This window comes from Pseudomonas sp. Root562 (genome assembly GCF_001427125.1).
GTDB lineage: Bacteria > Pseudomonadota > Gammaproteobacteria > Pseudomonadales > Pseudomonadaceae > Aquipseudomonas.
This window is the reverse complement of sequence record NZ_LMGK01000022.1, coordinates 12,632-38,097: the sequence shown is the minus strand read 5'-3', so window position 1 is coordinate 38,097 and position 25,466 is coordinate 12,632. Positions and strand designations below refer to the sequence as shown.

Genomic DNA, 25,466 nt, shown 5'->3' with positions numbered 1-25,466 from the left:
CCCTGTGGGAGCTGGCTTGCCAGCGATAAAGGATCGTTCCCACGCTCTGCGTGGGAACACAGCCCGGGACGCTCCGCGTCCCTGCAACAGCCGAACGCGGAGCGTCCGTGGAGRCATTCCCACGCGGARCGTRGGAACGATCAACATTCCCCTGTGGGAGCTGGCTTGCCAGCGATAAAGGATCGTTCCCACGCTCTGCGTGGGAACACAGCCCGGGACGCTCCGCGTCCCTGCAACAGCCGAACGCGGAGCGTCCGTGGAGACATTCCCACGCGGAGYGTAGGAACGATCAACATTCCCCTGTGGGAGCTGGCTTGCCAGCGATGAGGCCGGCACATTCACCATCTTTGTCGACTGATGCGCCGCCATCGCGGGCAAGCCCGCTCCCACAGGGGCCATGAATCACCTGAACAATCCAATAATTCCAAGAAGGTATCGATATGCGTCTATTGAAATCCATGGTCCCGGCCACGCTGGCAGTCCTGTTCAGCGCGGTTGTGCAGGCCCAGCCCCAGGTCAGCGTCTATAACTGGACCGACTACATCGGCGAAACCACCCTCGCCGACTTCCAGGCCAAAACCGGGATCAAGGTGATCTATGACGTCTTCGACTCCAACGAAACCCTGGAAGGCAAATTGCTCGCCGGGCGCACCGGCTATGACGTGGTGGTGCCGTCCAACCACTTCCTCGCTCGCCAGGTGAAGGCCGGAGCGTTCCTCAAACTGGACCGCGAACAACTGCCGAACTACCAGAACCTCGATCCGAAACTGCTGGCACTACTGGAGAAAAACGATCCGGGCAATGAGCATTCGGTGCCGTACCTGTGGGGCACCAACGGCATCGGCTACAACGTCGACAAGGTCAAGGCTGTGCTGGGCATCGACAGGATCGACTCCTGGGCCGTGCTGTTCGAACCGGAGAACATCAAGAAACTCAGCGCGTGCGGCGTGTCGATGATGGATTCGGCCGATGAAGTGTTCCCCGCCGTGCTGAACTACATGGGCATGGATCCGCGCAGCGAGAACCCCGAGGACTTCAAAAAAGCCGAAGCCAAGCTGCTGAGTATCCGTCCGTACATCACCTATTTTCATTCGTCCAAATATGTCTCTGACCTGGCCAACGGTGACATCTGCGTAGCCTTCGGCTACTCGGGCGATGTATTCCAGGCCGCCAACCGCGCCAAGGAAGCCAACAACGGCGTCAACATCGCGTATGCCATCCCCAAGGAAGGCGCCAACCTGTGGTTCGACCTGCTGGCGATTCCCGCCGATGCCAGCAACCCCAAAGAAGCCCACGCCTTCATCAACTACCTGCTCGACCCACAGGTGATCGCCAAAGTCAGTGCCTCGGTCGGTTACGCCAACCCGAACCCGGCCGCCAAGCAGTACATGGACCCGGACCTGGTCAACAATCCCGAGGTTTACCCGCCTCAGGCGGTGCTCGACAAACTCTACATCTCCACCACCCCGCCGCAGTCGATCATGCGCCTGATGACCCGCTCCTGGAGCAAAGTGAAGTCCAACAAATGAACCAGTACACCCGGGAACATACTCACTCGTATTACGCCGCTTCGGCCCAGGGCATGGCGGATCGCCCTGAGCTGACGTCTGACCTGGTCGCCGACGTTTGCGTGATCGGCGCTGGTTTCACCGGTATCAACACCGCCATCGAACTGGCACAGCGCGGCCTTTCGGTGATTGTGCTGGAGGCGCGCCGGATTGGCTGGGGTGCCAGCGGACGTAATGGCGGGCAATTGATCCGCGGCATCGGCCACGACGTCAGTGGCTTCGCCAAACATATCGGGGCCGAAGGCGTGCGTTATCTGGAGCACGCAGGGACGGAGTCTGTGCAAGTGGTGGGTAATCGCATCCGTGAGCACGGCATCGACTGCGACCTACGCTGGGGTTTCTGCGAATTGGCCAACACCCCGGCGCAGTTTGCCGGATTGAAGGCTGAATACGCACACCTCAAGGCATCGGCGTACGCCCACGAAACCCGCCTGATCGAGCCCGGGCAGATTCGTCAGCACGTGGTTGATTCGGGCGTGTATGCCGGCGGATTGATCGACATGGGCTCAGGTCACCTGCACCCGTTGAATCTGGTGCTGGGTGAAGCGAGGCTCGCGCAATCCCTTGGCGTGCAAATCTTCGAGCAGAGCCCGGTGCTGGAGCTGATCCATGGCAGCACCGTGCAGGTTCGCTGTGCCGGGGGCACGGTGCGTGCCGGCAGTCTGGTACTTGCCTGCAATGCGCACCTTGAAGAACTGGAGCCGAAACTCAGCGGTAAAGTGCTTGCGGCCGGCAGCTACATCATCGCCACCGAACCGTTGCCCGAAGACGCGGCCCGGCAACTGATCCCGCACAATCTGGCGCTGTGCGACCAAAAGGTTGGCCTGGATTACTACCGGCTCTCGGCAGACCGACGCCTGCTGTTCGGCGGTGCCTGCCACTATTCCGGGCGCGATCCGGCAGATATCGCCGCCTATATGCGTCCACAGATGCTCAAGGTGTTCCCGCAACTGGCGCACGTGCGCATCGATTACCAGTGGGGCGGCATGATCGGCATCACTGCCAATCGTTTCCCCCAGGTCGGCCGTTTGAACCAGCACCCGAATGTGTTCTATGCCCAGGGTTATTCCGGTCATGGCCTGAACGTCACCCACTGGTGCGCGAAACTGCTGGGCGAGGCCATCCATGCGGGCCACAGCAAAGGTTTCGACGTGTTCAGCGCCGTGCCACACATGACCTTCCCCGGCGGCCGCGCCCTGCGCTCCCCGTTGCTGGCGCTCGGCATGCTCTGGTATCGGATGCGCGAAATGCTGGGCTGATCCACCCGGCCTGGCGAGCTTCCCGGTGGGAGCGAATCCGTTCGCTCCCATAACCGTTCTACGCCCTTCCCCGTCTATCCATGCCGTTGTGCAGCCTTTCAATTTGCTCAATTGCAAGTCGCTTCTATATTAAGGGTGTGCTCATTCTTTCCCGCTCTCTGTCGAGCCTGGCCCATGGCATCTACTGATCAACTGATCATTTGCGAGCACTGTGATTGCGTGTACGAAAAAACGACGCTCGCCAAACATCAGAAAACCCTGTGTACGCGCTGCGGCGGCGTGCTTCAGCGCTATAACGGCCTTACGGTAGAGCAGCGTCTTGCGTTGACCTTCACCGCATTGATGTTATGGATTTTCGCTAACTTCTATCCCGTCATGAGCATCAGCCTCAAAGGGCTGAAGAACAGCGCGACGCTCTGGGATTCGGTCCTGGCCCTGAGTCTGGGCCCCATCACATTCATCGCCCTGGTGGCAGCGATCGCGATGATCATCGCGCCCATCATCCAGCTGCTGCTGCTGATCTGGGTCTTGAGTTTTGCACTGGGCAACAGACGCTCACCGGCGTTCAAGTTCTGCATGCGCTGGCTGGAAACCCTCAGGCCCTGGAGCATGCTGGAAGTGTGTCTGCTCGGAGCCATGGTCGCGGTGATCAAACTCGCCGGGCTGCTGGACGTGCTACCCGGCATCGGTTTGTTTGCCTTGGCCATCCTCAGCCTGATGATGATCCGTATTGCCGGCCGTGATATCCGCGAACTATGGGACATCCAATGACCACCCCTCCGGTTGCCGACGACCTCAATCTATGCCTGTGCCACACCTGCGGCCTGGCGTGCGACGTGTCCGACAACCCCCACGAATGCGAACGTTGCGGCGCCCCGCTGCATCGCCGCAAACCCAACTCGTTGACCCGGACCTGGGCGTTCATGATTGCGGCCCTGGTGTTTTACATCCCGGCCAATCTGCTGCCGGTGATGAATACAAAAATGGTCGGCAACGGCGCCGACAGCACGATCATGAGCGGCGTCCTGGAGTTCTGGGAAGCTGGCGCCTGGGACATTGCGCTGATCATTTTCATCGCCAGTATCGCCGTGCCGGGCGTCAAGTTCGGCGCAATCACATTGCTGTTGATCACCGTGCAGCGTGACAGCGACTGGGCGCGCAAGGAGCGGTCGAAGCTGTTTCGTTTCGTCGAAGTCATCGGTTACTGGTCGATGCTCGATGTGATCGTGGTGGCCCTGGTGGCGTCGCTGGTGAAATTTCAAGCCCTGGCCGATATAGAACCGCGCCCGGGCATTCTTTTCTTTGGTCTGGTGGTGGTATTTACGATGCTGTCGGCGATGAGTTTCGACCCGCGTTTGATTTGGGATAACGCAAGGAAAGTTCCTCACAATCAGGAGGTCACGGATGCAGTCGCAAATCACTGACGAATCACGTGCCCCAGGGCAGGCCCCGATAAAAACCCGGCGTTTCAGCATTTCGCTGGTGTGGATCGTGCCGATCGTCGCAGTGCTGGTGGGTATTTCGCTGGTGGTGCACAGTATTCTTCAGGAGGGACCGACCATCGTTGTCACCTTCAAGACCGGTAGCGGCTTGACCGCCAACAAGACCGAGGTCAAATACCGCAACGTGGTGATCGGTCACGTCTCGGATGTAGAACTGAGCAACGATCAGAAAAGCGTCAACGCCACCATCAAACTGGCCAAGCAGGCCGAGAGCTTCACCCGCGAGGACTCACAGTTCTGGGTGGTCAGACCGCGTATCGGAGCGGGCGGGGTATCAGGGATCGATACGTTGCTGTCCGGCGATTACATCGGTGCCGATATCGGCCAGGCCAAGAAACGTGCAAAAAACTTCACTGGCCTGGAAAACCCGCCACCGATCACCTACGGCGAGCCAGGTAAACGCTTCACTCTGCACACCCAGGACCTGGGCTCGCTGGATATCGGCTCCCCGGTCTACTACCGCAAGATTCCGGTCGGCCAGGTGGTGGCCTACGCGCTGGATCCGGACGGAAAAGGCGTGAACATCGAACTGTTCATCCACTCGCCCAACGATCAATACGTCACCGAGAACACCCGATTCTGGAACGCCAGCGGGATTGACGTGAACGTCGGAGCCAACGGTTTTGCGGTGAAGACCGAATCCTTGTCCTCGATTCTGGTCGGCGGTATTGCCTTCCGCGCACCTGAATACAGCCCCAATGACAAGCCCGCCCCCGAGCAGTATGCCTACGAGCTGTTCGACGACCAGCAAACCGCCCTCGCCCCACCCAGCGGCAAGCCGCAATACCTGGCCTTGCGCTTCGATCAGGCACTGCGTGGGCTCAAGGTCGATGCGCCGGTGGAATTTCTCGGTATTGAATTCGGCAGAGTGGTCTCCGTCAATCTGGATTTCGATGCCAAGAAACGCACCTTCCCACTCAATGTCGGCATCGTGATCTACCCACAGCGTCTGGGCCAGGCACACATAAAAATGCTCACTGCGCTCAAGCACGACCCCAACGACGAAGCCGCCGGTGTGCGCCTGATGGGCACGTTCATCGAGAACGGCCTGCGTGCGCAGGCGCGCACCGGCAACCTGTTGACCGGTCAGTTGTACATCGCCCTGGACTTCTACCCCAAAGCGGAAAAAGTGGCATTCGATCCCACGGCCCGCCCGGTCACCATCCCGACCGTTCCGGGTAGCCTGGAGCAATTGCAGGAAAAACTCGAAGCCATGGTCGACAAGATCAACAAACTGCCGGTGGAGAGCATTGCCGGCAACCTGGACGGCAATCTGGTGGAATTGCGCAAAACCCTGGGGCAGTTCAACAGCAAGACATTGCCAGGGGTTCAAACCACCTTGTCGACCGTCAGCAAGACGTTGCAGTCCGCCGAAACGACGCTGAAATCGGCCAACTCGACCCTGGCCGATGATTCGCCGCAACGCGAGCAACTGGGCCAGACCCTGGAAGAACTCGGACGTACGTCGCGGTCCTTGCGCGACCTCACTGATTATCTGGGCCGCCATCCGGAATCGCTGATTCGTGGCCGCCCGAACAACGCCGCCCCCATTGATCTGCAAGGACCACCGAGCAAATGACTACAGGAGTAACACCCATGGCTTTTCCAATGAAAATGACCCTGGTCGTCGCGTTGTCTTTGCTCACCGCCTGCCGCAGCGATCCGATCCAGTTTCACACCCTGACGCCGGCGCAACTGTCCGGCAATACCAGGACCACGACGGACATCCAGATCGAAGGTCTTACCGTGCCGCCGCAAGTGGATCGTCCACAGATCGTGGTGCGCGAAGGCAATACAGGCATGGCCATTCTTGAAACCCAATGGTGGGGCGCCAGCCTGGTGGATGAACTGCGCAGCGCCCTGCTCGACCAGATGGTCAACAACAACCCGCAACGCAGAATATCGGTGAGGCTGGAGGTACAACGCTTCGATTCGATTCCGGGTCAGTATGGGCTGATCGATGTGAAGTGGCGCCTGCGGGGCGCCAATGGCGATGAAAACACCCTGTTGAGTTGTCGCAGCACTTTGCAGACGCCTTCCGGTTCGTCCATCGATGAGTTGGTAGCCGCTCAGCAAAACAACGTCAAACGCTTGGCCGCGGTGATCAGCCAGGCTGCCTCCGGGTCACAAAAAGGTTGTCCATCAAACCCATGAGTTGACGAATTTTTCTCATTTCAGGCATTACATTTGCCGCGCCGCAAACATGCAAATGATTCCTATTGATCTACAATAATCGACGTCTATCTTGTCGAATCTGTTTGCTCGAAAATATTAAAAGGAGCTGCTAAAGCATGATTTTCCGCGTCCCGTCTTTTCTGAAAAAAGCCTTGCTCGCCAGCGCTCTTGTCAGCGCAGGTCATGTATACGCAGCCGATTCCGTCGGCATCGTGGTTTACAACGCGCAGCACGAAAGCCTGACGAAGGCTTGGGTTGAAGGGTTTACTCAGGAAACCGGGATTCCGGTGACCCTGCGCAACGGCGATGACACCGAGATGGGCAATCAGATCGTCCAGGAAGGCGCCGATTCACCGGCCGATGTGTTTCTGACCGAGAACTCGCCGGCCATGGTGCTGGTCGATAACGCCGGTTTGTTCGCCCCCGTCGACAAAGCCACGCTTGAACAAGTCGACGCCGCTTACCGTCCAGCCCATGGCAATTGGATCGGAATCGCCGCGCGTTCAACCGTGTTCGTCTATAACCCGAGCAAACTGCCGAACGCCGACCTGCCCAAATCGATCATGGATTTGGCCGCCCCGGCCTGGAAAGGTCGCTGGGGCGCTTCACCGGGCGGCGCCGACTTCCAGGCGATTGTCGCCGCCATACTGGAACAAAAAGGCGAAGCCGCAACCCTCGAATGGCTCAAGGCGATGAAAACCAATTTCACCGCGTATCGGGGCAACAGTTCGGTGCTCAAAGCGGTGAATGCCGGGCAGATCGACAGCGGCGTGATCTATCACTATTACAGCTTCGTCGACCAGGCCAAGACCGGCGAAAACAGCAAGAACACCGCCCTGCACTACTTCAAACACAAGGATCCGGGCGCTTTTGTCAGCATTTCCGGCGGCGGCGTCCTGGCGTCGAGCAAGCACAAGGAACAAGCCCAGGCGTTCCTCAAATGGATCACCGGCCAGGACGGCCAGGCCATCCTCAAGGACGGCAAATCGTTTGAATACGCCGTGGGCAAGAACGCTCAATCCAACCCGAAATTGATGCCTTTGCAGCAGCTCGATGCGCCAACTGTCGATGCTTCGAAACTTGACAGCAAAAAAGCCGTGGAACTGATGACTCAGGCGGGACTGCTCTAATTGATACCTGAAACCCTGCCGGCGGGAGTGACTGACGCCGTACCCGCCAATCTGCGCCGACGATCTCGCGGCACGTTCGCGAGCCGTGGCGGCCCGTGGGTGATCAGTTTGTCGGTGCTGGTTTCGTTATTGGCGTTGCTGCCGATTGCCTATGTCATCGGCGTGTCCTTGCAGACAGGCTGGTCTGCGGTGGTCACCCTGGTTTTCCGGCCGCGGGTGGGCGAATTGCTGGTTAACACCGTGTTGCTGGTGTTGTTGACCATTCCCCTGTGCGTGGCGCTCGGGGTCACGCTGGCCTGGCTGACAGAACGCACCAATCTGCCGGGGCGCCGCTGGTGGTCATTACTGGCCACGGCGCCGTTGGCGGTGCCGGCTTTCGTCCACAGTTATGCCTGGGTCAGCCTGGTGCCGCCGATTCACGGATTGTTTGCCGGGGTGCTGGTCTCGGTCATCGCCTATTTCCCGTTCCTGTACCTGCCGGTTGCCGCCACCCTGCGCCGCCTCGATCCGGCCATCGAAGACGTGGCCGAATCAATGGGGCTCAAGCCCTGGGCGGTGTTCTTCCGCGTGGTGCTGCCGCAGTTACGCCTGGCCATTTGCGGTGGCGCATTGTTGGTCGGGCTGCATCTGTTGGCCGAGTACGGCCTGTACGCGATGATCCGCTTCGATACCTTCACCACCGCGATCTTCGATCAGTTCAAATCCACCTTCAACGGGCCTGCCGCCCACATGCTGGCCAGCGTGCTTGCGTTGTGTTGCCTGGCGATGCTCACCGCTGAGTCGGCAGCGCGTGGCACCGCGCGCTATGCTCGTGTCGGCTCGGGCAGTGCCCGTGAGCAGCGGATCGTCTGCCTGCGCACGTCGTCAACCGCAATCGGATTGGCTTTGCAGGGGGTTACCTGCCTGCTGGCATTGGGCGTACCGCTGCTGACGTTGGGCAACTGGCTGATTGCCGGAGGCTCGCAAGTGTGGGACATGGCCGAACTGCTGCCGGCACTGGAGCAGACCCTGTTGTTCGGCGTCGGCGGCGCCGCCCTGACCACGTGCGCTGCGATCCCGATTGCCTGGCTGTCGATTCGCTATCCCGGACGAATGCAACGCGTCCTCGAAAGCTGCAACTACATCACCAGCTCATTGCCGGGCATTGTCGTTGCACTGGCATTGGTGACCGTCACCATCCATTTCGCACGGCCGATCTATCAGACCACCATCACCGTGCTGCTGGCTTATCTGTTGATGTCCCTGCCCCGCGCATTGGTGAGCCTGCGTGCCGGTATCGCCCAGGCGCCGGTGGAACTGGAAAATATCGCCCGCAGCCTCGGCCGCTCCCCTGCCCGCGCGCTGTGGCTGATTACCTTGCGGCTGGCGGCACCGGGTGCCGCCGCCGGGGCAGCACTGGTTTTTCTGGCGATCACCAACGAATTGACCGCTACCCTGCTGCTCGCCCCCAACGGCACACGCACATTGGCCACCGGGTTCTGGGCCATGACCAGCGAAATCGACTACGCCGCCGCGGCGCCGTACGCGTTGCTGATGATTGTGCTGTCGCTACCGTTGACCGGACTTCTTTATCACCAATCGAAAAAAACGGCTGGCCGATGAACACGCTTGAACTGCATTCCCTGAACAAAACCTACGGCGCCTATCGTGCGCTGGACGACGTCAGCCTGTCCGTGCCCAGCGGCAGTCGCACGGTGATTGTCGGCCCTTCGGGCTCTGGCAAGACCACCTTGCTGCGCATGATCGCCGGTTTCGAATTTCCTGACAGCGGACGCCTGTCGCTGAACGGTCAGACCCTGGTCGACAGCACCCACGAGGTACCGGCGCATCAACGCCTGATTGGCTATGTTCCCCAGGACGGCGCACTGTTCCCACACATGACGGTGGCGGCCAATATCGGCTTTGGCTTGTCGACCAAGGGCAATGAAAAACAGCAGCGCGTGGCGCAGTTGATGGACAGCGTGGCCCTGGACTCGCGCATGGCCGAACGCTGGCCCCATGAGTTGTCCGGTGGTCAGCAACAACGGGTAGCCCTGGCACGGGCACTGGCGCAACAGCCTCGGCTGATGTTGCTGGATGAACCCTTTTCCGCGCTGGATACCGGATTGCGTTCGGCCATGCGCAAGATGGTCGCGCGCTTGCTCGACGATGCCGGCGTAACCACGATCCTGGTCACCCACGACCAGAGCGAAGCCCTGTCCTTTGCCGATCAATTGGCGGTGATGCGTAACGGTCGCCTGGTACAGTCGGGGCATCCACTGGATCTTTACCGCTATCCCGAAGACGAACAGACCGCGCTGTTTCTCGGTGATGCCGTGGTCATGCCGGCACGCATCGAAGCCGGTTGGGCACACTGCGATCTGGGGCGAATTCCGGTGAACAATCACCGCAACAACAGCACGGCGCAAATCATGCTGCGGCCCGAGCAGTTGCAACTGGCCAGCCTGCTGCCCAGCGACACGGAAATTTCCGGATGCCGTGCGGTGGTCACCGACCGGGATTTCAGCGGCAACACCTGCACGCTGACAGTGCAGTTGCAGCCATTGATCGCCAGCGAACAACCCGGCCGATCATTGCTGGTGCGCAGCTCGGGCATGTACGCTCCACCGGCCGGCAGCGCCGTTCACATCTCGACCATCGGCCATGCTCACGTACTGAGCTGAGGGCTCACAGATCGAAGCGATCCACCGCCCGCCGCCGCTCGTTGTCATCGCGAACATCGTAGTTGGCGGTGGTCTGGATGTTGCTGTGATGAGCGAGTTTCTGGGCGATCGACAGATCGTGCTCTTCAATCACCCGAGTAATGAACGAGCGGCGGAAATCATGGGGCATGATTTTCACCCCGACTTGCGTTCCGCGCTGCCTGGCGATGTAGTAAATCGCATGTTTGGTGATGCGTTCGCGGGTGATATGGCTGCCGCGACGGATTCGATTGAACAGGAACGGGTCATCCTGTTCGCCTTCCTTGAGCATCGAGCGACGCAGCTCCAGCCAGGCGTCCAGTTTAGCGAAAGCCCACGCCGGGGCGTACTTGATCAATTGCTTGTTGCCCTTGGCCGTCACCCGCAGGCTGCGCTCGGCGAAGTCGACCTGGTTCAGGTCGAGGTTGACCGATTCCGACTTGCGCATGCCCGAGCCGTATAAAATCCCGATGATCGCCGCGTCCCGCAGGCCCTGCGGCCGGGGATCGGCGGCGCAGACTTCCATCAGTTCCTGAATCAGCGTGCGCCGCAGATTGCGGCCCTGGGACAGGCGCGTGCCGGCAATGCCCTTGACCGAACGCATCTTCAGCAGATGTTCCTGACTGATCAGGCTCATGCGCCAAGCCTCGTTCATCACCCCGCGCACGGCATTGACGTACAGCGAAGAGGTGTTCGGTGCGTACCCATCGGTGCGCAGCGTCGCGACCAGGGCAATGACGTCTTCGGGTTGCAGGTTGTGCCAGGGAATCTCTTCGATGTTCACTTCATCGAAGCCCAGGCGATCGGCGGCGTCCTGCAACACATAGCGCATGGTCAGTTGGCTGGAGGGCGCCAATCGCGCCAGATAGAGAGTCAGCGGGTTGGTCTTGGGCGTACTTGAATCAGCAACAGGTAAGTCAGTCAAACGAAACGGCCTTGATAAAAGAAATCGCTACAAACGGAGTGCAGACAAAGAGGGCCGTTACGCTGCCGGTCATGGCCGATAAAGTCAAATATCGCCGATAAAGGCCACTGTCCTGGCGGTGGGGTGCAATTCCTGTGTTTCATACTTGGTCGGCGCGTCGCTTTACATCAGAATTAATGAACTGAAGCTTCATTAATATGAATTTGTCAGCATCAGTAATGATCGGCACACTGTCGGCGTTCCTCCCCCAATAGTTGGAACAACTTCAAGGGCTTTCTGGCTATCCCAGATAAGCCTTTTTTTTTCCTCGAATTTTGTTATTGGAAACCACCACATCATGTTCGCTCGCTGGTTGCCTGCCGCCATCAACACCCGCCCAACGGAATGGAGTCGTGCTGCCATCGGCATGGCCTTGGGAACGCTGCTCAGCGTTTGGCTGTGTGGTCAGGTGTTTGGCATCGAAGTGGCGCAACATCTGATCGGGCCGCTGGGCGCATCGGCGGTGTTGCTGTTCGCCGTTTCTTCCGGTGCATTGGCCCAGCCGTGGTCGATCATCGGTGGTTATCTGAGCGCGGGTGTGATATCGCTGCTGGTCGCTCATGTGCTGGGGCGGACATTGGGCAGCGCCTGTCTGGCGGCCGGCATGGCGTTGATCCTGATGTGCTGGCTGCGTTGCTTGCATCCACCCGCCGGCGCATTGGCGCTGACCCTGGTTCTGGCCGATCCGGCAACCATTGCCATGGACTGGAAAGCGCTGGGTCCGGTAATGCTCGGCGCGTCGATCATGTTGCTCAGCGCCCTGGCCTACAACAACCTCACCCGTATCCGTTACCCCAAGCGTGCCGCCGAGCCCGTGGCAGTGATTCCTGCTGATCACACGCCCGTGGAGACCCAAGCCATTACCGCCCAGGACTTGAAACTGGCCCTGGCCGAGATGGAAGCGTTCTTCGACGTCACCCCCGAAGACCTCGAACAGCTGATCCATGCCAGTGAACTGCATGCCAAGCGGCGCAGTATTGGTGAGGTGTTGAGCCGTAGCGCCTGATGAAATCCCTGCAGGAGCGAGCCTGCTCGCGAAAGCGGTCTGCCATTGAGCATCGATGTTGACTGGCAGGGCCTCATCGCGAGCAGGCTCGCTCCTGCAGGGTATTGCGTTCTCGCCATGCATTTGTGCAGATAAAACCTGCACATATCCCGGTTGTACATCACAAATTTGCACTGTTACGATCTTGCATCGCTCGCGCGCGAGCTTCTCTAATAAAGAACAATAAAAGCAGGGAGTTAGTGATGACTGCTCAGGTTACATCGAATGGACCGCAGTCCATGGAAGCCATGCAAAATGAAGTGCTGGCCGAAGTACGCAACCATATCGGCCATCTGACCCTCAACCGCCCCGCCGGCCTCAACGCCATTACCCTGGACATGGTGCGCAACCTGCACCGCCAGCTCGATGCCTGGGCCGGTGATCCACAGGTGCATGCGGTGGTTCTTCGCGGTGCCGGCGAAAAAGCTTTCTGTGCCGGTGGCGACATTCGTTCGCTGTACGACAGCTTCAAGAACGGCGACACCCTGCACGAAGAATTCTTCGTTGAGGAGTACGCCCTCGACCTGGCGATTCACCATTACCGCAAACCCGTGCTGGCCTTGATGGACGGTTTCGTCCTCGGTGGCGGCATGGGCCTGGTGCAAGGCGCCGATCTGCGAGTGGTCACCGAGAAAAGCCGCCTAGCGATGCCGGAAGTCGGTATCGGTTATTTCCCGGACGTCGGCGGCAGTTACTTCCTGCCGCGCATTCCCGGCGAACTGGGGATTTACCTGGGGGTCAGCGGCGTGCAGATCCGGGCTGCCGATGCGCTGTATTGCGGTTTGGCCGACTGGTATCTGGACAGCAGCAAACTGACCACGCTGGATGAAAAACTCGATCAGCTGGAGTGGCGCGACACCCCACTCAAAGACCTTCAGGGCCTGCTGGCGAAACTCGCCGTGCAACAATTGCCAGATGCGCCATTGGCAACTTTACGCCCGGCCATCGACCACTTCTTCGCCCTGCCCGATGTGCCGAGTATGGTTGAGCAAATGCGCGAAGTAACGGTCGCTGATAGCCACGAGTGGGCCACCGCCACCGCCGACCTGTTGCAAACCCGTTCGCCGCTGGCCATGGGCGTGACCCTGGAAATGCTGCGGCGCGGTCGCCGCCTGAGCCTCGAACAATGCTTCGCCCTAGAGCTGCACCTGGACCGCCAGTGGTTCGAGCGCGGCGACCTGATCGAAGGCGTGCGCGCCTTGCTGATCGACAAAGACAAGAATCCGCGCTGGAACCCGCCCACGTTGCAGGCGCTGGACGCCGAACACGTGGCGAGTTTCTTCAACGGTTTTGATGAGAGCGGGAGCTGAGCCATGCACGATCTCGAACTGACAGAAGAGCAAGTCATGATCCGCGACATGGCCCGGGATTTTGCCCGTGGTGAAATCGCGCCTCACGCACAAGCCTGGGAAAAGGCCGGCTGGATCGATGACGGTCTGGTCGCGAAAATGGGTGAATTGGGCCTGCTCGGCATGGTGGTCCCCGAGGAATGGGGTGGCACCTATGTCGACTACGTGGCTTATGCGTTGGCGGTAGAAGAAATCTCTGCCGGCGACGGCGCTACCGGCGCCTTCATGAGCATCCACAACTCGGTGGGCTGCGGGCCGGTGCTCAACTACGGCACTGAACAACAGAAGCAAACCTGGCTGGCGGATCTGGCCAGCGGCCAGACTATCGGCTGCTTTTGCCTCACCGAACCCCAGGCTGGCTCCGAAGCGCACAACCTGCGCACCCGTGCCGAACTGCGCGATGGCCATTGGGTAATCAACGGCGCCAAGCAATTCGTCAGCAACGGCAAACGGGCCAAACTGGCGATCGTGTTTGCGGTGACCGATCCGGATCTGGGCAAGCGCGGCATTTCGGCATTCCTGGTGCCGACTGACACCGCCGGTTTTATCGTCGACCGCACCGAGCACAAAATGGGCATTCGCGCGTCCGACACCTGCGCCGTCACGCTCAATAACTGCACCATCCCCGAAGCCAACCTGCTGGGTGAGCGCGGCAAAGGCCTGGCCATCGCCCTGTCCAACCTTGAAGGCGGCCGCATCGGCATTGCCGCCCAAGCGCTGGGCATCGCACGCGCCGCCTTTGAAGCGGCACTGGCTTACGCCCGCGACCGGGTGCAGTTCGACAAGCCGATCATCGAGCACCAGAGCATCGCCAACTTGCTGGCGGACATGCACATGCAACTCAATGCCGCACGGTTGATGATCCTGCATGCCGCTCGCCTGCGCACCGCGGGCAAGCCTTGTCTGTCCGAGGCTTCGCAAGCCAAGCTGTTTGCTTCGGAAATGGCCGAGAAAGTCTGTTCGTCAGCGATTCAGATTCACGGCGGTTATGGGTATCTGGAGGATTACCCGGTCGAGAAGTATTACCGGGATGCGCGAATCACGCAGATCTATGAAGGGTCGAGCGAGATTCAGCGGATGGTCATCGCCCGCGAACTGAAGAATTACTTGGTGTGAAGTCCTGATGATCGTTCCCACGCTCTGCGTGGGAATGCATCCGGTGACGCTCTGCGTCGCGCTTGCGAAGGAACGCGGAGCGTCCCGGTCGGCATTCCCACGCAGAGCGTGGGAACGATCGGTGCTACATCATGTGGGAGCTGGCTTGCCAGCGATGACGTCAGCAAGAACGCCGCATTACTTGCCGACGAACTCAGCCTCACGCTTGGCAATGAACGCCGCCATCCCTTCCTTCTGATCCTGCGTCGCAAACGCCGCATGGAACACCCGACGCTCAAAACGCACGCCTTCGGACAGGCTCACTTCGAAGGCGCGGTTGACGCTTTCCTTGACCATCATCGCAATCGGCAACGACTTCTTGGCGATCAATGCCGCGACTTTCAGTGCTTCTTCCAGCAGCTCATCGCTCGGCACGATGCGCGCCACGATGCCGCAACGTTCTGCTTCCACCGCATCGATCAAACGCCCGCTCAGGCACATTTCCATGGCCTTGGCCTTGCCCACGGCGCGGGTCAGACGTTGGGTGCCGCCCATACCTGGCAATACGCCGAGGTTGATTTCCGGCTGACCGAATTTGGCGTTGTCGCCGGCCAGAATGAAATCGCACATCAGCGCCAGTTCACAGCCACCGCCCAAGGCGAAACCATTCACCGCAGCGATGATCGGCTTGCGCCGGTTGGCCACGCGGTCGCTGTCGCTGAACAGGTCGTCGAGGTAGATCTGCGGGTAGGTCAGCTCAGCCATTTCCTTGATGTCGGCACCGGCAGCAAAAGCCTTTTTCGAGCCGGTCAGCACGATGCAACCGATGTTCGAATCGGCCTCCAGGCCATCGAGGGCATGGTTCAGCTCGCTAACGATCTGCGCGTTCAAGGCGTTCAGCGCTTGCGGGCGGTTGAGGGTGATCAGGCCGACGCGGCCATGGGTTTCCAGCAAAATGGTTTCGTAGCTCACGGAGTGGTTCCTTCTTCAAAGATTGCGCGAAATGACCATGCGCTGAATATCGCTGGTGCCTTCGTAAATCTGACACACCCGCACGTCGCGATAGATCCGCTCCAGCGGGAAGTCGTTCAAATAACCGTAACCGCCCAGGGTTTGCAACGCCGAGGAGCAGACTTTCTCGGCCATTTCCGAGGCGAACAACTTGGCCATCGACGCTTCGACCAGCGCCGGTTTGCCGCTGTCACGCAGGGCAGCGGCGTAATGCACCATTTGCCGCGCTACAGCGATCTGGGTCGCCATGTCCGCCAGGCGGAACGCGACAGCCTGGTGTTCGATGATCGGTTTGCCGAAACTCTCGCGCTCACGGGCGTAATCGCGGGCCGCTTCGAACGCGGCGCGGGCCATGCCCACCGATTGCGAGGCGATACCGACGCGTCCGCCTTCGAGGTTGGCCAAGGCGATCCTGTAGCCCTCGCCCTCTTCACCCAGGCGGTTGGCCAGCGGGACTTTTACGTCTTCGAAGAGAATCTGGCAGGTGTCCGACGCATGCTGGCCGAGCTTGTCCTCGACCCGCGCGACTTTGTAGCCCGGCGAATCGGTGGGCACGATGAATGCGCTGATGCCGCGCTTGCCGGCTGCAGGATCAGTCACCGCAAACACAATCACCACGCCTGCGTTCTGCCCGGAGGTGATGAACTGTTTACAGCCGTTAAGCACGTAGTGATCGCCGTTCAATTTGGCGCGGGTTTTCAAGCCGCTGGCGTCTGAGCCGGCCTGGGGTTCGGTCAGTGCAAACGCGCCAAGCATTGCGCCGCTGGCCAACGGCTTGAGGAAGCGTTCTTTCTGTTCATCGTTGCCGTAATGCAGGATCGGCACGCAACCGACCGAGTTGTGCACGCTCATGATGGTCGAGCAGGCACCGTCGCCGGCGGCGATTTCTTCCAAGGCCATGGCGTAGGCCAGGTAACCGGTGTCGCAACCGCCCCACTGCTCCGGCACCAGCATGCCGAAGAAGCCCAGTTCGGCCATCTCGCCGATGGCTTCCTTGGGGAAACGGTGCTCACGGTCCCACTCGGCAGCGAATGGTTTGAGCCGTTCCTCGGCAAATTGCCGGGCCATGTCGCGAATTTGTTGTTGGTCGTCATTGGGAATCATGACAAGTCCTTAATTGGGTTGAAGCACAAAAACCTGTAGGAGCGAGCCTGCTCGCGATGGAGGTTAACGATGACGCGGGCTGCCTGGATAAACGTGGTGCCCTTGCGTTCATCGCGAGCAGGCTCGCTCCTACAGAGGTCCCGCGGTTAGTACAGGCATTCCACAGCCATTGCCGTAGCTTCGCCGCCGCCGATGCAGATGGCCGCAACGCCACGCTTCAGGCCTTTCTGGCGCAGGGCCGAAAGCAACGTCACCACAATGCGCGCGCCGGACGCACCGATCGGGTGGCCCAAAGCACAAGCGCCGCCGTGCACGTTGAGTTTCTCGTGGGGGATTTCCAGATGGGTCATTGCGGCCATGCCGACGACGGCAAAGGCTTCGTTGACTTCCACCAGATCCACTTCATTGAGCGACCAGCCGGTCTTCTTGATCAGTTTCTTGATGGCGCCAATCGGTGCCACCGGGAACAGGCCCGGCGTGTCGGCAAACGCCGCGTGACCGTGGATCACCGCCAACGGTTTCAAACCACGCTTGTCAGCTTCGGAACGGCGCATCAGCACCAGCGCCGCCGCACCGTCGGAGATCGAACTGGAGTTCGCCGCCGTGACCGTACCACCGTCCCGGAACGCCGGTTTGAGCGAGGCGATCTTGTCCAGCTTGGCCTTCGGTGGTTGCTCGTCATTGCTGATCGTCACCTGTTCTTTGCCCACCATGACGGTCAGCGGAACGATTTCGTCCTTGAAGCTGCCGTCCTTGATCGCCTGTTGCGCACGAGTGGTCGAGGCAATGGCGAAGGCGTCCTGGGCTTCGCGGCTGAAGCCGTTGGTTTCGGCGCAGTCTTCGGCAAAAGTGCCCATCAGGCGGCCCTTGTCGTAGGCGTCTTCCAGGCCGTCGAGGAACATCGAGTCCTGCACCTTGCCATGGCCCATGCGATAGCCGCTGCGGGCGCGGTCGAGCAGGTACGGCGCGTTGGACATGCTTTCCATGCCCCCGGCGATGACCACTTCGGCGCTGCCGGCGACCAGCATGTCGTGAGCGAGGATGGCCGCTTCCATACCCGAGCCGCACATTTTGTTGAGGGTGGTGCAGCGAGTGGATTTATCCAGCCCGGCGCCCAGCGCCGCCTGGCGCGCCGGGGCCTGGCCGAGACCGGCTGGCAGTACGCAGCCGAATAAAACTTCATCGACGGCATCGCTGGCGACACCGGCGCGCTCCACAGCGGCTTTGATCGCGGCCGCGCCGAGTTGCGGCGCGGTCAGGCTTTTCAGTTCACCCTGGAAACCCCCCATCGGGGTGCGGACGGCGCTGACGATGACAATTGGATCGTTGGAAAGGCTCATGACAAATCCTCCTTATTTCGCGGCCATGCGCAAGGCACCGTCGAGACGGATCACCTCGCCATTGAGCATGCTGTTTTCAATGATATGCCGGACCAGTGATGCATACTCGGCAGGTTTGCCCAGGCGCGGCGGGAACGGCACGCCAGCCGCCAGGGAATCGCGCACTTCCTGGGTCATGCCGGCCATCATCGGCGTCTCGAAAATGCCCGGGGCGATGGTCATCACCCGGATGCCGAAGCGCGCCAGCTCCCGTGCGGCCGGCAAGGTCAGGCTGACAATCGCCCCCTTGGATGCCGAATACGCCGCCTGACCGATCTGGCCGTCGAATGCCGCAGCAGACGCCGTGTTGATGATCACGCCACGCTCGCCATCGGCGTCCGCTTCGGTTTCGGCAATCGCCGCCGAGGCCAGGCGCAGCATGTTGAAGCTGCCGATCAGGTTGACGTTGATCACCTGGCTGAAACTGGACAGCGCGTGCGGACCGTTTTTGCCGAGGATCTTCTCGCCACGCACGATGCCGGCGCAGTTGACCAGACCGTTGAGGCCGCCGAAGGCTTTGACCGTGGCCTGCACCGCCGCTTCAGCCGCTGCTTCGTTGCTGATGTCCGCGACCACGCTTTGCGCGCCCAGGCGCTGGGCCTGCGCCGCGACAGCTTCAGCGTTCATGTCCACCAGCATCACCTTGGCGCCGGCGGCGACCAGCATTTCAGCGGTGGCGGCACCGAGGCCGGACGCGCCGCCAGTGACGAGAAAAACCTTGTTTTGGATCTGCATCATTGTTTCCTTGGATTCAAGCTGAAACGTTCTTCGCCGCGGCCTCTTGAGCCTTGGCGATTTCCTGGTTGCGCAAGATAAAGCGCTGCAATTTGCCGCTTGGGGTTTTCGGCAATTCGCTGACAAATTCGATTTCACGGGGGTACGAGTGCGCCGCCAGGCGCTTGCGTACATGTTGGCGCAGCTCTTCGGCCAACTCCGGCGCGGCACGATATTGCGCGCTGAGCACGACGAAGGCTTTGACCAGCTCAGTGCGTTCCGGATCGGGCTTGCCGACCACCGCGGCTTCGACCACCGCCGGGTGTTCGATCAGCGCGCTTTCCACGTCGAACGGGCCGACGCGGTAGCCTGAAGTGGTGATCACATCATCGCTACGGCCGACGAAGCTGATGCTGCCATCCGGATTCCACTCGACGGTGTCGCCGCTCAGGTAGTAATGACCGACGAAGGCCTTGGTCGGTGCGCCTTCATAGCCGGCGAACCAGCACATTGGCGACTGGGTCCGGTCGATCGCCAGAATGCCCGGCTGGCCGACACCCAGTTCGTTGTATTCATCATCGAGCACCACGATGCGGTGACCCGGCGAGGCAAAACCGGCGGCGCCCATGTGGATCGGATGTTCCAGTGCGTGGTGGTTGCACAGCACCATGCCCAGTTCGGTCTGGCCGTAGTGGTCATGAATGACCACGCCAAGCTGATCGGCGAACCAGCGGATCACTTCCGGGTTCAACGGCTCACCGGCGCTGCTGACAATGCGCAGCTTGCCCTTGATCGACTTGGCGAACTCATCACCGCCGGCGATCAACAGACGATAAGCGGTCGGCGAGCCGGTGAGATTGGTGATGCCGTATTTGTTGATGACACGGCAGGTGCTTTCGAGGGTGAACGGGCCATCGTAAAACGTGATCGGATGCCCCATCGACATCGGCCCGGTGACACCGAAATAGATGCCGTAGGCCCAACCCGGGTCGGCAACGTTCCAGAATGCGTCTTCGGGCCGCAGATCCACGGCGTCGCGGGTGTAGCTCTGGAACGCGACGATGGCCTTCAGGGGTACCGACAGCGCTTTCGACGGGCCGGTGGTGCCGGAGGTGAACATCAGCAGGAACGGGTCTTCGCCGCTCAGCATCACCGGTTCGCAATCGTTGCAATAGTTGGCCAGTTCGGCCCAGAAGCTGAAATCGCCCCGTACGATGCCTTGGCCTTTTGCGCCTGCGACGGTGACGATGGTCGGGCATTCGGCGACTTCGGCGAGTTTTGAGCGATTGACCGCGTCGGTGACCACCACTTTGGCGCCGGAGCAGCCGAGGCGGTGTTGAATGGCTTTGGGGCCGAACGCGGTGAACAGCGGCTGGTAGACCGCGCCAATGCGCCAGGTGGCAAACACGGTAATGAGCAATTCGATGTTACGTGGCAACAGGCCGGCGACCTTGTCGCCTTTTTTTACGCCTTGGGCCAACAGGAAATTGGCAAAGCGCGCGGCTTTGTCTTGCAGATCGGTGAAGGTGTACGTGGCGCTGGCGCCGTCGCGTCCTTCCCAAAACAATGCGATCCGCCCGGGCAACGCATGCCGGTCGCAACATTCGACGCAGGCATTGAGGGCGGTCAGATCGCCCGCGAGTGCAGCGTCGACGGTGTGCTGATAATCGAACTGTGAAACAGCAGACAAGTAATCGCGCATTGCCAGAATCCCTTTGTTTTTTATTGGTTGGGGGAACCGTAAACAACAGGGAAATACTCGCTCTGCACGGTGTGCGGGGCAATGGTCAAAGTTATCAAGTTGCTTGACTGGTTTGGCCAAGATCCCACCTGGCGCAATGATCGTTCCCACGCTCCGCGTGGGAATGCCCCCCGGAACGCTCTGCGTCCCATCCAAAGCCGAACGCGGAGCGTCCGTTGAGGCATTCCCACGCAGAGCGTGGGAACGATCAGTGTCTAGCTCGCTTCGTTGAGAATCAAACTCCGATAATGACCCGGATTGGACCCCGACCACTTGCGAAACGCCTTGTAGAACGAACTCGCATCGGCAAAACCCAGCCGTGTGGCAATCTCGGCGAAGCTGATGCTCGGCTCGGCCAGCCAGACAATCGCCAGTTCCTTGCGCACGCTGTCCTTGAGCGCTTGATACGTCTGACCTTCTTCGGCCAAGCGGCGCCGCAGGGTCGAAGCGGACATGCACAGGCGTTGTGCCAGCGCTTCGGTTTCTGGCCATTGCTCGGCGGGCAATTGCCGCAGGTCGTGCTTGATACGGCTGGCCAGGCTTTGCGGATCGCGATACTTGACCAGGATGTTGGCCGGCGCATGGGCCAGGAAGCGTTTGAGTTCTTCCGCTGTACGCTTGATCGGCAGATCGAGGCAATCGGCAGAGAAAATCATCCGCGTGCGTGGACGGTCGAACCGCAGGTTTTCGGAGAACATCACCTGATAGTCATCACAGAAGTCCGGCCTGGGGCAGCGCAATTCGATGGCCAGGATCGGAATCCGCCGCCCCGCCAACCAGCACGCCACGCCGTGCACGATCATCCAGTAAGTGAAATAGGTAAAGGCGCGGCGCGGCTCGTGGTGGTTTTCCAGCAGTACGATTTCCGCCAGGCTTTGCTGGCGCACCAACTCGGCGGGCGTGCATTCGAGCATCAAAGACAAAAAGCCCAGGCCGCTGGTCAGGCCCGCCGCGACATTCGGCTGAATCATGGCGCAGCGGCACAGAAATTCGAAACTGCCGGACTTGAGCTTGCGCGGGTCCATGCCGAAAAACTCATCGTCCCCGCGCCGCGCCAGCAAGCGCCAAAGTCGAGCGTACGCTGTAGCGGGAACCCGTGCGGTGCTGCTGTTCAACAACAACGGCTCGATGCCGACCTTGTGCAACACCTCGTCGGTCACAACGCCCGGGGCGCAACTTTGCAACAGCGCTTCACGCACCAGTTGGATGGAGATGGTGTCTTTTTCGGACATTGAGCGAGACAAGCCCTGATCTTGTTTGAATGGTGGGCATCTTAGCGCACTGCATCCCCTATCGGAGCGAGCCTGCTCGCGATTGCGCCAGTGGCCACGCCACACATTCAAAGAATGCGGTACAGCAACCGCTCAACCCTCACCCGGCTCACACGCTTGAGAAACTTCGCCACCCCCGCCGGGTAGTCCGGCAATGTTTCCAGGTCCCCAAAACGCTCGATGCGCCGGGTGTGCTGGAAAATCTGCGCCAACTCTGTACGGCGCGGCACCAACAACTCGCCCTTTGGATCATCAATCAGCAAGGCGTTTTCCAGATCGAGGCGAAACGCTCGCGGGTTGAGGTTGTTGCCGGTCAGCAAGGTGTAACGCTGGTCGATCCACATGCCTTTGAGATGGTAGGTGTTGTCGCCATCCTTCCACAGATGCAGGTTCAACTGCCCGCTGTCGATGTTGCGCTGATGGCGCTTGGCGAATCGGCGCAGGCTGATCTCGTAGAGATATGGCAGCGCCGAAATCACTTTGAACGGTTCGCTCGGTGGAATATAGAAATCGTTGGCGGTCTTGTCGCCGACCACGATATCGATCTTCACACCCCGCGCCAGCGCCCGGTTGATATCCCGGGTTACGGCCAATGGCAGGTTGAAGTATGGCGTGCAGATGGTCAGTTGATGCTGGGCGCTGCCGATCAGCTCGCCAATCACCCGGCTCAACGGATTGTTCTTGCCCACGCCCAGTAACGGGCTGACAGACAGACCGCTCTTGTCCGTGGAGCCCTGGGTGGTGTCGTACGCAGCGTGCTTGAGACGGCTGCGCAGATCGCCGATGTCATTGCGCAGGCTGCGGGTGGTCGGCAGGTTCGGCAGGTCGAGGCGATGCACCGCTTTGGAAGCCACCAGACCGTGTTGAACCAGGTGGTGCATGGAATCGGCCAGCGCACGGTTGTGCAGCAGGTGATAACGGTCGTAGCGGTACTTGTCGAGCTTGTGCAAGTAGACGTTGTTCAGGCTGGCGCCGCTGTAAATCACGCAGTCATCGATGATGAAGCCCTTCAAATGCAACACGCCGAACAGCTCGCGGGTTTGCACCGGCACGCCATACACCGGCACTTCGCTGGCATGAGTGCGGGTCATCTCCTGATACCAGGCCGAATTGCCCGGTTGCTTGCCGGCACCGATCAAACCGCGCTGCGCGCGCAGCCAGTCGACGACCACCACCACGTCCAGCTGTGGACGCGCCAGTTTGGCCGCGTGCAAGGCATCGAGTATTTCCTGGCCGGCCTCATCCTGTTGCAGGTACAGCGCAACGATATAGATACGCTGGGTGGCGCTGGCGATTTTTTCCAGCAGGCAACGACGGAACTCGGCGGCGCCGCTGAGGAAGGTGACGGCATCGGCGGTCAGCGGAAAACTGCGCAGTTTAGGCAGCAGGGAGCGTTTGAAAAGCGACGGCATAGGGCTCGCAATGGGTCGAATCCAGAGAGTTTGAGAGCTTACACCATGGATCGGCTCGGGTCTTGTGGGTGTCCATAATGACGCTATCTCTGGCAAGCCAGCTCCCACAGGTTGATCGCATTTCCCTGTGGGAGCTGGCTTGCCAGCGATGGCGGTTTTATGGGCAATGGAAAAACATTTGACCAAGAAGAACGATCGTTCTACTCTTTGCCACATGAACGAAATCACTAGCAATGACACACGCGACATCATTCTGGATGTCACCGAAAAGTTGATCTACAAAAGTGGCATCGCTGCCACTGGCATGGATCTTCTGGTGAAAACCGCCGGCGTCTCCAGAAAGAGCATTTACCGCTACTTCGCCAACAAGGAGGAGCTGGTCGTCGCCGCCCTGCAACGCCGTGACGAACGCTGGATGCACTGGTACAGAACTGAAGTCGGCAAAGCCCGGACCCCGGCGGACCGCCTGCTCAATCTGTTCAGCGTGCTCAAGTCCTGGTTTGACTCTGAAGGCTTTCGCGGCTGCGCGTTCATTAACACCAGCGGTGAAACCGGCGACCCGCAAGACCCGGTCCGGCTGGTCGCCAAAGACCACAAACAAAAGCTGCTCGACTACGTGTGCGAGCTGTGTACCGAATATGGTGCCAAGGATCCGCAGAGTCTGGCCAGACAGCTGCTGATCCTGATCGATGGTGCCATTACCTTGGCGCTTGTCATGGGTGATCACAGTGCCGCCGATAATGCGCAATGCATGGCGCGAAAGTTATTGGACCTGTAACAACTTAACCAAGCCCGACAACGTGTTTTAACTTGATTGTATACGGAGACTTGATATGTCTAATGCCGAAGTTCGTCCGCCATTGCCGCCATTCACCCGTGAATCGGCCATCGAAAAAGTCCGCCTCGCCGAAGACGGCTGGAACTCCCGCGATCCTGAGCGCGTGTCGCTGGCTTACACCCTGGACACTCGGTGGCGCAACCGCGCCGAGTTCGCCTACAACCGAGAAGAAGCCAAAGGCTTTCTGACGCGCAAGTGGGCCAAGGAACTGGATTATCGGTTGATCAAGGAGCTGTGGGCGTTCACCGACAATCGCATCGCCGTGCGTTATGCCTATGAATGGCACGACGATTCTGGCAACTGGTTCCGCTCCTACGGCAACGAAAACTGGGAGTTCAACGAGGACGGATTGATGGCCCATCGTTTTGCCTGCATCAACGACATGCCGATCAAGGAAAGCGAGCGCAAATTCCATTGGCCGCTGGGCCGTCGCCCTGATGATCACCCGGGCTTGTCGGATCTGGGCTTGTAAACACCGCTCCAAACCAGCACGGTGGCCTATTGATCGTTCCCACGCTCTGCGTGGGAACGCAGCCCGGGACGCTTTGCGTGCCATTGGAACGCTGAGCGTCCCTTGAGGCATTCCCACGCAGAGCGTGGGAACGATCAGAAAACGCCGCTCCAAATGCAGGCGCGAGCTTGCTGACCCTTTAATGATCGTTCCCACGCACTGCGTGGGAACGCAGCCCGGGACGCTTTGCGTGCCATTGGAACGCTGAGCGTCCCTTGAGGCATTCCCACGCAGAGCGTGGGAACGATCAGAAAACGCCGCTCCAAATGCAGGCGCAGCCCGGGACGCTTTGCGTGCCATTGGAACGCTGAGCGTCCCTTGAGGCATTCCCACGCAGAGCGTGGGAACGATCAGAAAACGCCGCTCCAAATGCAGGCGTGAGCCTGCTGACCCTTTAATGATCGTTCCCACGCTCTGCGTGGGAACGCAGCCCGGGACGCTTTGCGTGCCACTGGAACGCTGAGCGTCCCTTGAGGCATTCCCACGCAGAGCGTGGGAACGATCAGAAAACGCCGCTCCAAATGCAGGCGCGAGCTTGCTGACCCTTTAATGATCGTTCCCACNGTCCCTTGAGGCATTCCCACGCAGAGCGTGGGAACGATCAGAAAACGCCGCTCCAAATGCAGGCGCGAGCTTGCTGACCCTTTAATGATCGTTCCCACGCTCTGCGTGGGAACGCAGCCCGGGACGCTTTGCGTCCCAGGCGCTCCGACGACA

The 25,466-nt window shown here is 60.0% G+C and carries 22 protein-coding genes; 14 read left to right on the top strand and 8 right to left on the bottom strand.

Features of this window, described 5'->3' with window-relative positions:
* The first annotated feature begins 440 nt into the window (after positions 1 to 440).
* The 9 genes from ASD60_RS17985 to ASD60_RS17945 all read left to right on the top strand — a co-directional run bounded on the left by ASD60_RS17985 (position 441) and on the right by ASD60_RS17945 (position 10,297).
* Positions 441 to 1,529 carry a polyamine ABC transporter substrate-binding protein gene (locus ASD60_RS17985; protein ID WP_056855296.1) on the top strand — a complete coding sequence of 363 codons (1,089 nt, stop codon included), beginning with the start codon at positions 441 to 443 and terminating at the stop codon, positions 1,527 to 1,529.
* The gene (locus ASD60_RS17980; protein WP_056855295.1) at positions 1,526 to 2,827 is read left to right on the top strand and encodes an NAD(P)/FAD-dependent oxidoreductase; all 1,302 of its coding nucleotides are present in this window, start codon (positions 1,526 to 1,528) and stop codon (positions 2,825 to 2,827) included. The genes ASD60_RS17985 and ASD60_RS17980 overlap by 4 nt, the downstream gene beginning before the upstream one ends.
* Before the next feature lie 174 nt (positions 2,828 to 3,001).
* Positions 3,002 to 3,598 carry a paraquat-inducible protein A gene (locus ASD60_RS17975; RefSeq protein WP_056855294.1) on the top strand — a complete coding sequence of 199 codons (597 nt, stop codon included), beginning with the start codon at positions 3,002 to 3,004 and terminating at the stop codon, positions 3,596 to 3,598.
* Positions 3,595 to 4,251, top strand: coding sequence for a paraquat-inducible protein A (locus ASD60_RS17970; protein ID WP_056855293.1), 657 nt, complete (start codon positions 3,595 to 3,597; stop codon positions 4,249 to 4,251). The genes ASD60_RS17975 and ASD60_RS17970 overlap by 4 nt, the downstream gene beginning before the upstream one ends.
* Positions 4,232 to 5,908 carry a PqiB family protein gene (locus ASD60_RS17965; RefSeq protein ID WP_056855292.1) on the top strand — a complete coding sequence of 559 codons (1,677 nt, stop codon included), beginning with the start codon at positions 4,232 to 4,234 and terminating at the stop codon, positions 5,906 to 5,908. The genes ASD60_RS17970 and ASD60_RS17965 overlap by 20 nt, the downstream gene beginning before the upstream one ends.
* 17 nt (positions 5,909 to 5,925) lie before the next feature.
* Positions 5,926 to 6,483 (top strand): PqiC family protein, encoded by a 558-nt coding sequence (locus ASD60_RS17960; protein ID WP_056855291.1) that lies wholly within the window; start codon positions 5,926 to 5,928, stop codon positions 6,481 to 6,483.
* 137 nt (positions 6,484 to 6,620) lie between these two features.
* Positions 6,621 to 7,634, top strand: a complete 1,014-nt coding sequence (locus ASD60_RS17955; RefSeq protein WP_056855290.1) for an iron ABC transporter substrate-binding protein — start codon at positions 6,621 to 6,623, stop codon at positions 7,632 to 7,634.
* Between the two features lie 51 nt (positions 7,635 to 7,685).
* Positions 7,686 to 9,236, top strand: coding sequence for an ABC transporter permease (locus ASD60_RS17950; protein WP_177336592.1), 1,551 nt, complete (start codon positions 7,686 to 7,688; stop codon positions 9,234 to 9,236).
* On the top strand, positions 9,233 to 10,297 hold the full coding sequence (locus ASD60_RS17945) for an ABC transporter ATP-binding protein (protein ID WP_056855289.1): 1,065 nt from the start codon (positions 9,233 to 9,235) through the stop codon (positions 10,295 to 10,297). Before ASD60_RS17950 ends, ASD60_RS17945 begins: the two co-directional genes overlap by 4 nt.
* A 4-nt stretch (positions 10,298 to 10,301) precedes the next feature.
* Here ASD60_RS17945 and ASD60_RS17940 read toward each other — a convergent pair whose 3' ends face one another.
* Positions 10,302 to 11,240, bottom strand: a complete 939-nt coding sequence (locus ASD60_RS17940; RefSeq protein WP_056855288.1) for a site-specific integrase — start codon at positions 11,238 to 11,240, stop codon at positions 10,302 to 10,304.
* 337 nt (positions 11,241 to 11,577) lie between these two features.
* Between ASD60_RS17940 and ASD60_RS17935 the strand changes: the two genes are divergently transcribed.
* The 3 genes from ASD60_RS17935 to ASD60_RS17925 all read left to right on the top strand — a co-directional run bounded on the left by ASD60_RS17935 (position 11,578) and on the right by ASD60_RS17925 (position 14,789).
* Complete coding sequence (locus tag ASD60_RS17935) at positions 11,578 to 12,285, top strand: HPP family protein (protein ID WP_056855287.1); 708 nt, start codon at positions 11,578 to 11,580, stop codon at positions 12,283 to 12,285.
* 242 nt (positions 12,286 to 12,527) lie between these two features.
* Positions 12,528 to 13,634, top strand: coding sequence for an enoyl-CoA hydratase/isomerase family protein (locus tag ASD60_RS17930; RefSeq protein WP_056855286.1), 1,107 nt, complete (start codon positions 12,528 to 12,530; stop codon positions 13,632 to 13,634).
* Between the two features lie 3 nt (positions 13,635 to 13,637).
* Positions 13,638 to 14,789, top strand: a complete 1,152-nt coding sequence (locus ASD60_RS17925; RefSeq protein WP_056855285.1) for an acyl-CoA dehydrogenase family protein — start codon at positions 13,638 to 13,640, stop codon at positions 14,787 to 14,789.
* A 177-nt stretch (positions 14,790 to 14,966) separates the two neighbouring features.
* Here the strand turns inward: ASD60_RS17925 and ASD60_RS17920 are convergent, their stop codons facing one another.
* The 7 genes from ASD60_RS17920 to pssA form a co-directional block, all read right to left on the bottom strand.
* Positions 14,967 to 15,740: an enoyl-CoA hydratase gene (locus ASD60_RS17920; RefSeq protein WP_056855284.1), complete on the bottom strand. Its 774-nt coding sequence runs from the start codon at positions 15,738 to 15,740 to the stop codon at positions 14,967 to 14,969.
* Positions 15,741 to 15,755: 15 nt separating this feature from the next.
* Positions 15,756 to 16,883 carry an acyl-CoA dehydrogenase gene (locus ASD60_RS17915; RefSeq protein ID WP_056855283.1) on the bottom strand — a complete coding sequence of 376 codons (1,128 nt, stop codon included), beginning with the start codon at positions 16,881 to 16,883 and terminating at the stop codon, positions 15,756 to 15,758.
* Positions 16,884 to 17,029: 146 nt separating this feature from the next.
* Positions 17,030 to 18,223 carry an acetyl-CoA C-acyltransferase gene (locus ASD60_RS17910; RefSeq protein WP_056855282.1) on the bottom strand — a complete coding sequence of 398 codons (1,194 nt, stop codon included), beginning with the start codon at positions 18,221 to 18,223 and terminating at the stop codon, positions 17,030 to 17,032.
* A 12-nt stretch (positions 18,224 to 18,235) separates the two neighbouring features.
* A complete protein-coding gene (locus ASD60_RS17905) occupies positions 18,236 to 18,997 on the bottom strand; it encodes an SDR family NAD(P)-dependent oxidoreductase (RefSeq protein ID WP_056855281.1) in 762 nt (253 codons plus the stop codon).
* Positions 18,998 to 19,013: 16 nt separating this feature from the next.
* Positions 19,014 to 20,678, bottom strand: a complete 1,665-nt coding sequence (locus tag ASD60_RS17900; RefSeq protein ID WP_056855280.1) for an AMP-binding protein — start codon at positions 20,676 to 20,678, stop codon at positions 19,014 to 19,016.
* A gap of 254 nt (positions 20,679 to 20,932) precedes the next feature.
* Entirely contained in the window at positions 20,933 to 21,949 is a 1,017-nt protein-coding gene (locus tag ASD60_RS17895; protein ID WP_056855279.1) for an AraC family transcriptional regulator, read from the bottom strand.
* Between the two features lie 107 nt (positions 21,950 to 22,056).
* A complete protein-coding gene (gene pssA, locus ASD60_RS17890) occupies positions 22,057 to 23,400 on the bottom strand; it encodes a CDP-diacylglycerol--serine O-phosphatidyltransferase (protein ID WP_056855278.1) in 1,344 nt (447 codons plus the stop codon).
* Between the two features lie 214 nt (positions 23,401 to 23,614).
* Between pssA and ASD60_RS17885 the strand changes: the two genes are divergently transcribed.
* Together ASD60_RS17885 and ASD60_RS17880 are read left to right on the top strand one after the other, a co-directional pair.
* Positions 23,615 to 24,178 carry a TetR/AcrR family transcriptional regulator gene (locus ASD60_RS17885; protein WP_056855277.1) on the top strand — a complete coding sequence of 188 codons (564 nt, stop codon included), beginning with the start codon at positions 23,615 to 23,617 and terminating at the stop codon, positions 24,176 to 24,178.
* 55 nt (positions 24,179 to 24,233) lie between these two features.
* Positions 24,234 to 24,710 (top strand): nuclear transport factor 2 family protein, encoded by a 477-nt coding sequence (locus ASD60_RS17880; protein ID WP_056855276.1) that lies wholly within the window; start codon positions 24,234 to 24,236, stop codon positions 24,708 to 24,710.
* Positions 24,711 to 25,466: the final 756 nt, after the last annotated feature.

Excerpts from the sequence above, each read along its gene's own strand:
- ASD60_RS17895 (WP_056855279.1), bottom strand. The coding sequence starts at position 21,949 with ATGTCCGAAAAAGACACCATCTCCATCCAACTGGTGCGTGAAGCGCTG.
- ASD60_RS17930 (WP_056855286.1), top strand. The coding sequence starts at position 12,528 with ATGACTGCTCAGGTTACATCGAATGGACCGCAGTCCATGGAAGCCATG.
- ASD60_RS17975 (WP_056855294.1), top strand. The coding sequence starts at position 3,002 with ATGGCATCTACTGATCAACTGATCATTTGCGAGCACTGTGATTGCGTG.
- ASD60_RS17980 (WP_056855295.1), top strand. The coding sequence starts at position 1,526 with ATGAACCAGTACACCCGGGAACATACTCACTCGTATTACGCCGCTTCG.
- ASD60_RS17985 (WP_056855296.1), top strand. The coding sequence starts at position 441 with ATGCGTCTATTGAAATCCATGGTCCCGGCCACGCTGGCAGTCCTGTTC.
- ASD60_RS17925 (WP_056855285.1), top strand. The coding sequence starts at position 13,638 with ATGCACGATCTCGAACTGACAGAAGAGCAAGTCATGATCCGCGACATG.
- ASD60_RS17935 (WP_056855287.1), top strand. The coding sequence starts at position 11,578 with ATGTTCGCTCGCTGGTTGCCTGCCGCCATCAACACCCGCCCAACGGAA.
- ASD60_RS17905 (WP_056855281.1), bottom strand. The coding sequence starts at position 18,997 with ATGCAGATCCAAAACAAGGTTTTTCTCGTCACTGGCGGCGCGTCCGGC.
- ASD60_RS17960 (WP_056855291.1), top strand. The coding sequence starts at position 5,926 with ATGGCTTTTCCAATGAAAATGACCCTGGTCGTCGCGTTGTCTTTGCTC.
- pssA (WP_056855278.1), bottom strand. The coding sequence starts at position 23,400 with ATGCCGTCGCTTTTCAAACGCTCCCTGCTGCCTAAACTGCGCAGTTTT.
- ASD60_RS17885 (WP_056855277.1), top strand. The coding sequence starts at position 23,615 with ATGAACGAAATCACTAGCAATGACACACGCGACATCATTCTGGATGTC.
- ASD60_RS17970 (WP_056855293.1), top strand. The coding sequence starts at position 3,595 with ATGACCACCCCTCCGGTTGCCGACGACCTCAATCTATGCCTGTGCCAC.
- ASD60_RS17900 (WP_056855280.1), bottom strand. The coding sequence starts at position 20,678 with ATGCGCGATTACTTGTCTGCTGTTTCACAGTTCGATTATCAGCACACC.
- ASD60_RS17880 (WP_056855276.1), top strand. The coding sequence starts at position 24,234 with ATGTCTAATGCCGAAGTTCGTCCGCCATTGCCGCCATTCACCCGTGAA.
- ASD60_RS17965 (WP_056855292.1), top strand. The coding sequence starts at position 4,232 with ATGCAGTCGCAAATCACTGACGAATCACGTGCCCCAGGGCAGGCCCCG.
- ASD60_RS17915 (WP_056855283.1), bottom strand. The coding sequence starts at position 16,883 with ATGATTCCCAATGACGACCAACAACAAATTCGCGACATGGCCCGGCAA.
- ASD60_RS17945 (WP_056855289.1), top strand. The coding sequence starts at position 9,233 with ATGAACACGCTTGAACTGCATTCCCTGAACAAAACCTACGGCGCCTAT.
- ASD60_RS17955 (WP_056855290.1), top strand. The coding sequence starts at position 6,621 with ATGATTTTCCGCGTCCCGTCTTTTCTGAAAAAAGCCTTGCTCGCCAGC.
- ASD60_RS17910 (WP_056855282.1), bottom strand. The coding sequence starts at position 18,223 with ATGAGCCTTTCCAACGATCCAATTGTCATCGTCAGCGCCGTCCGCACC.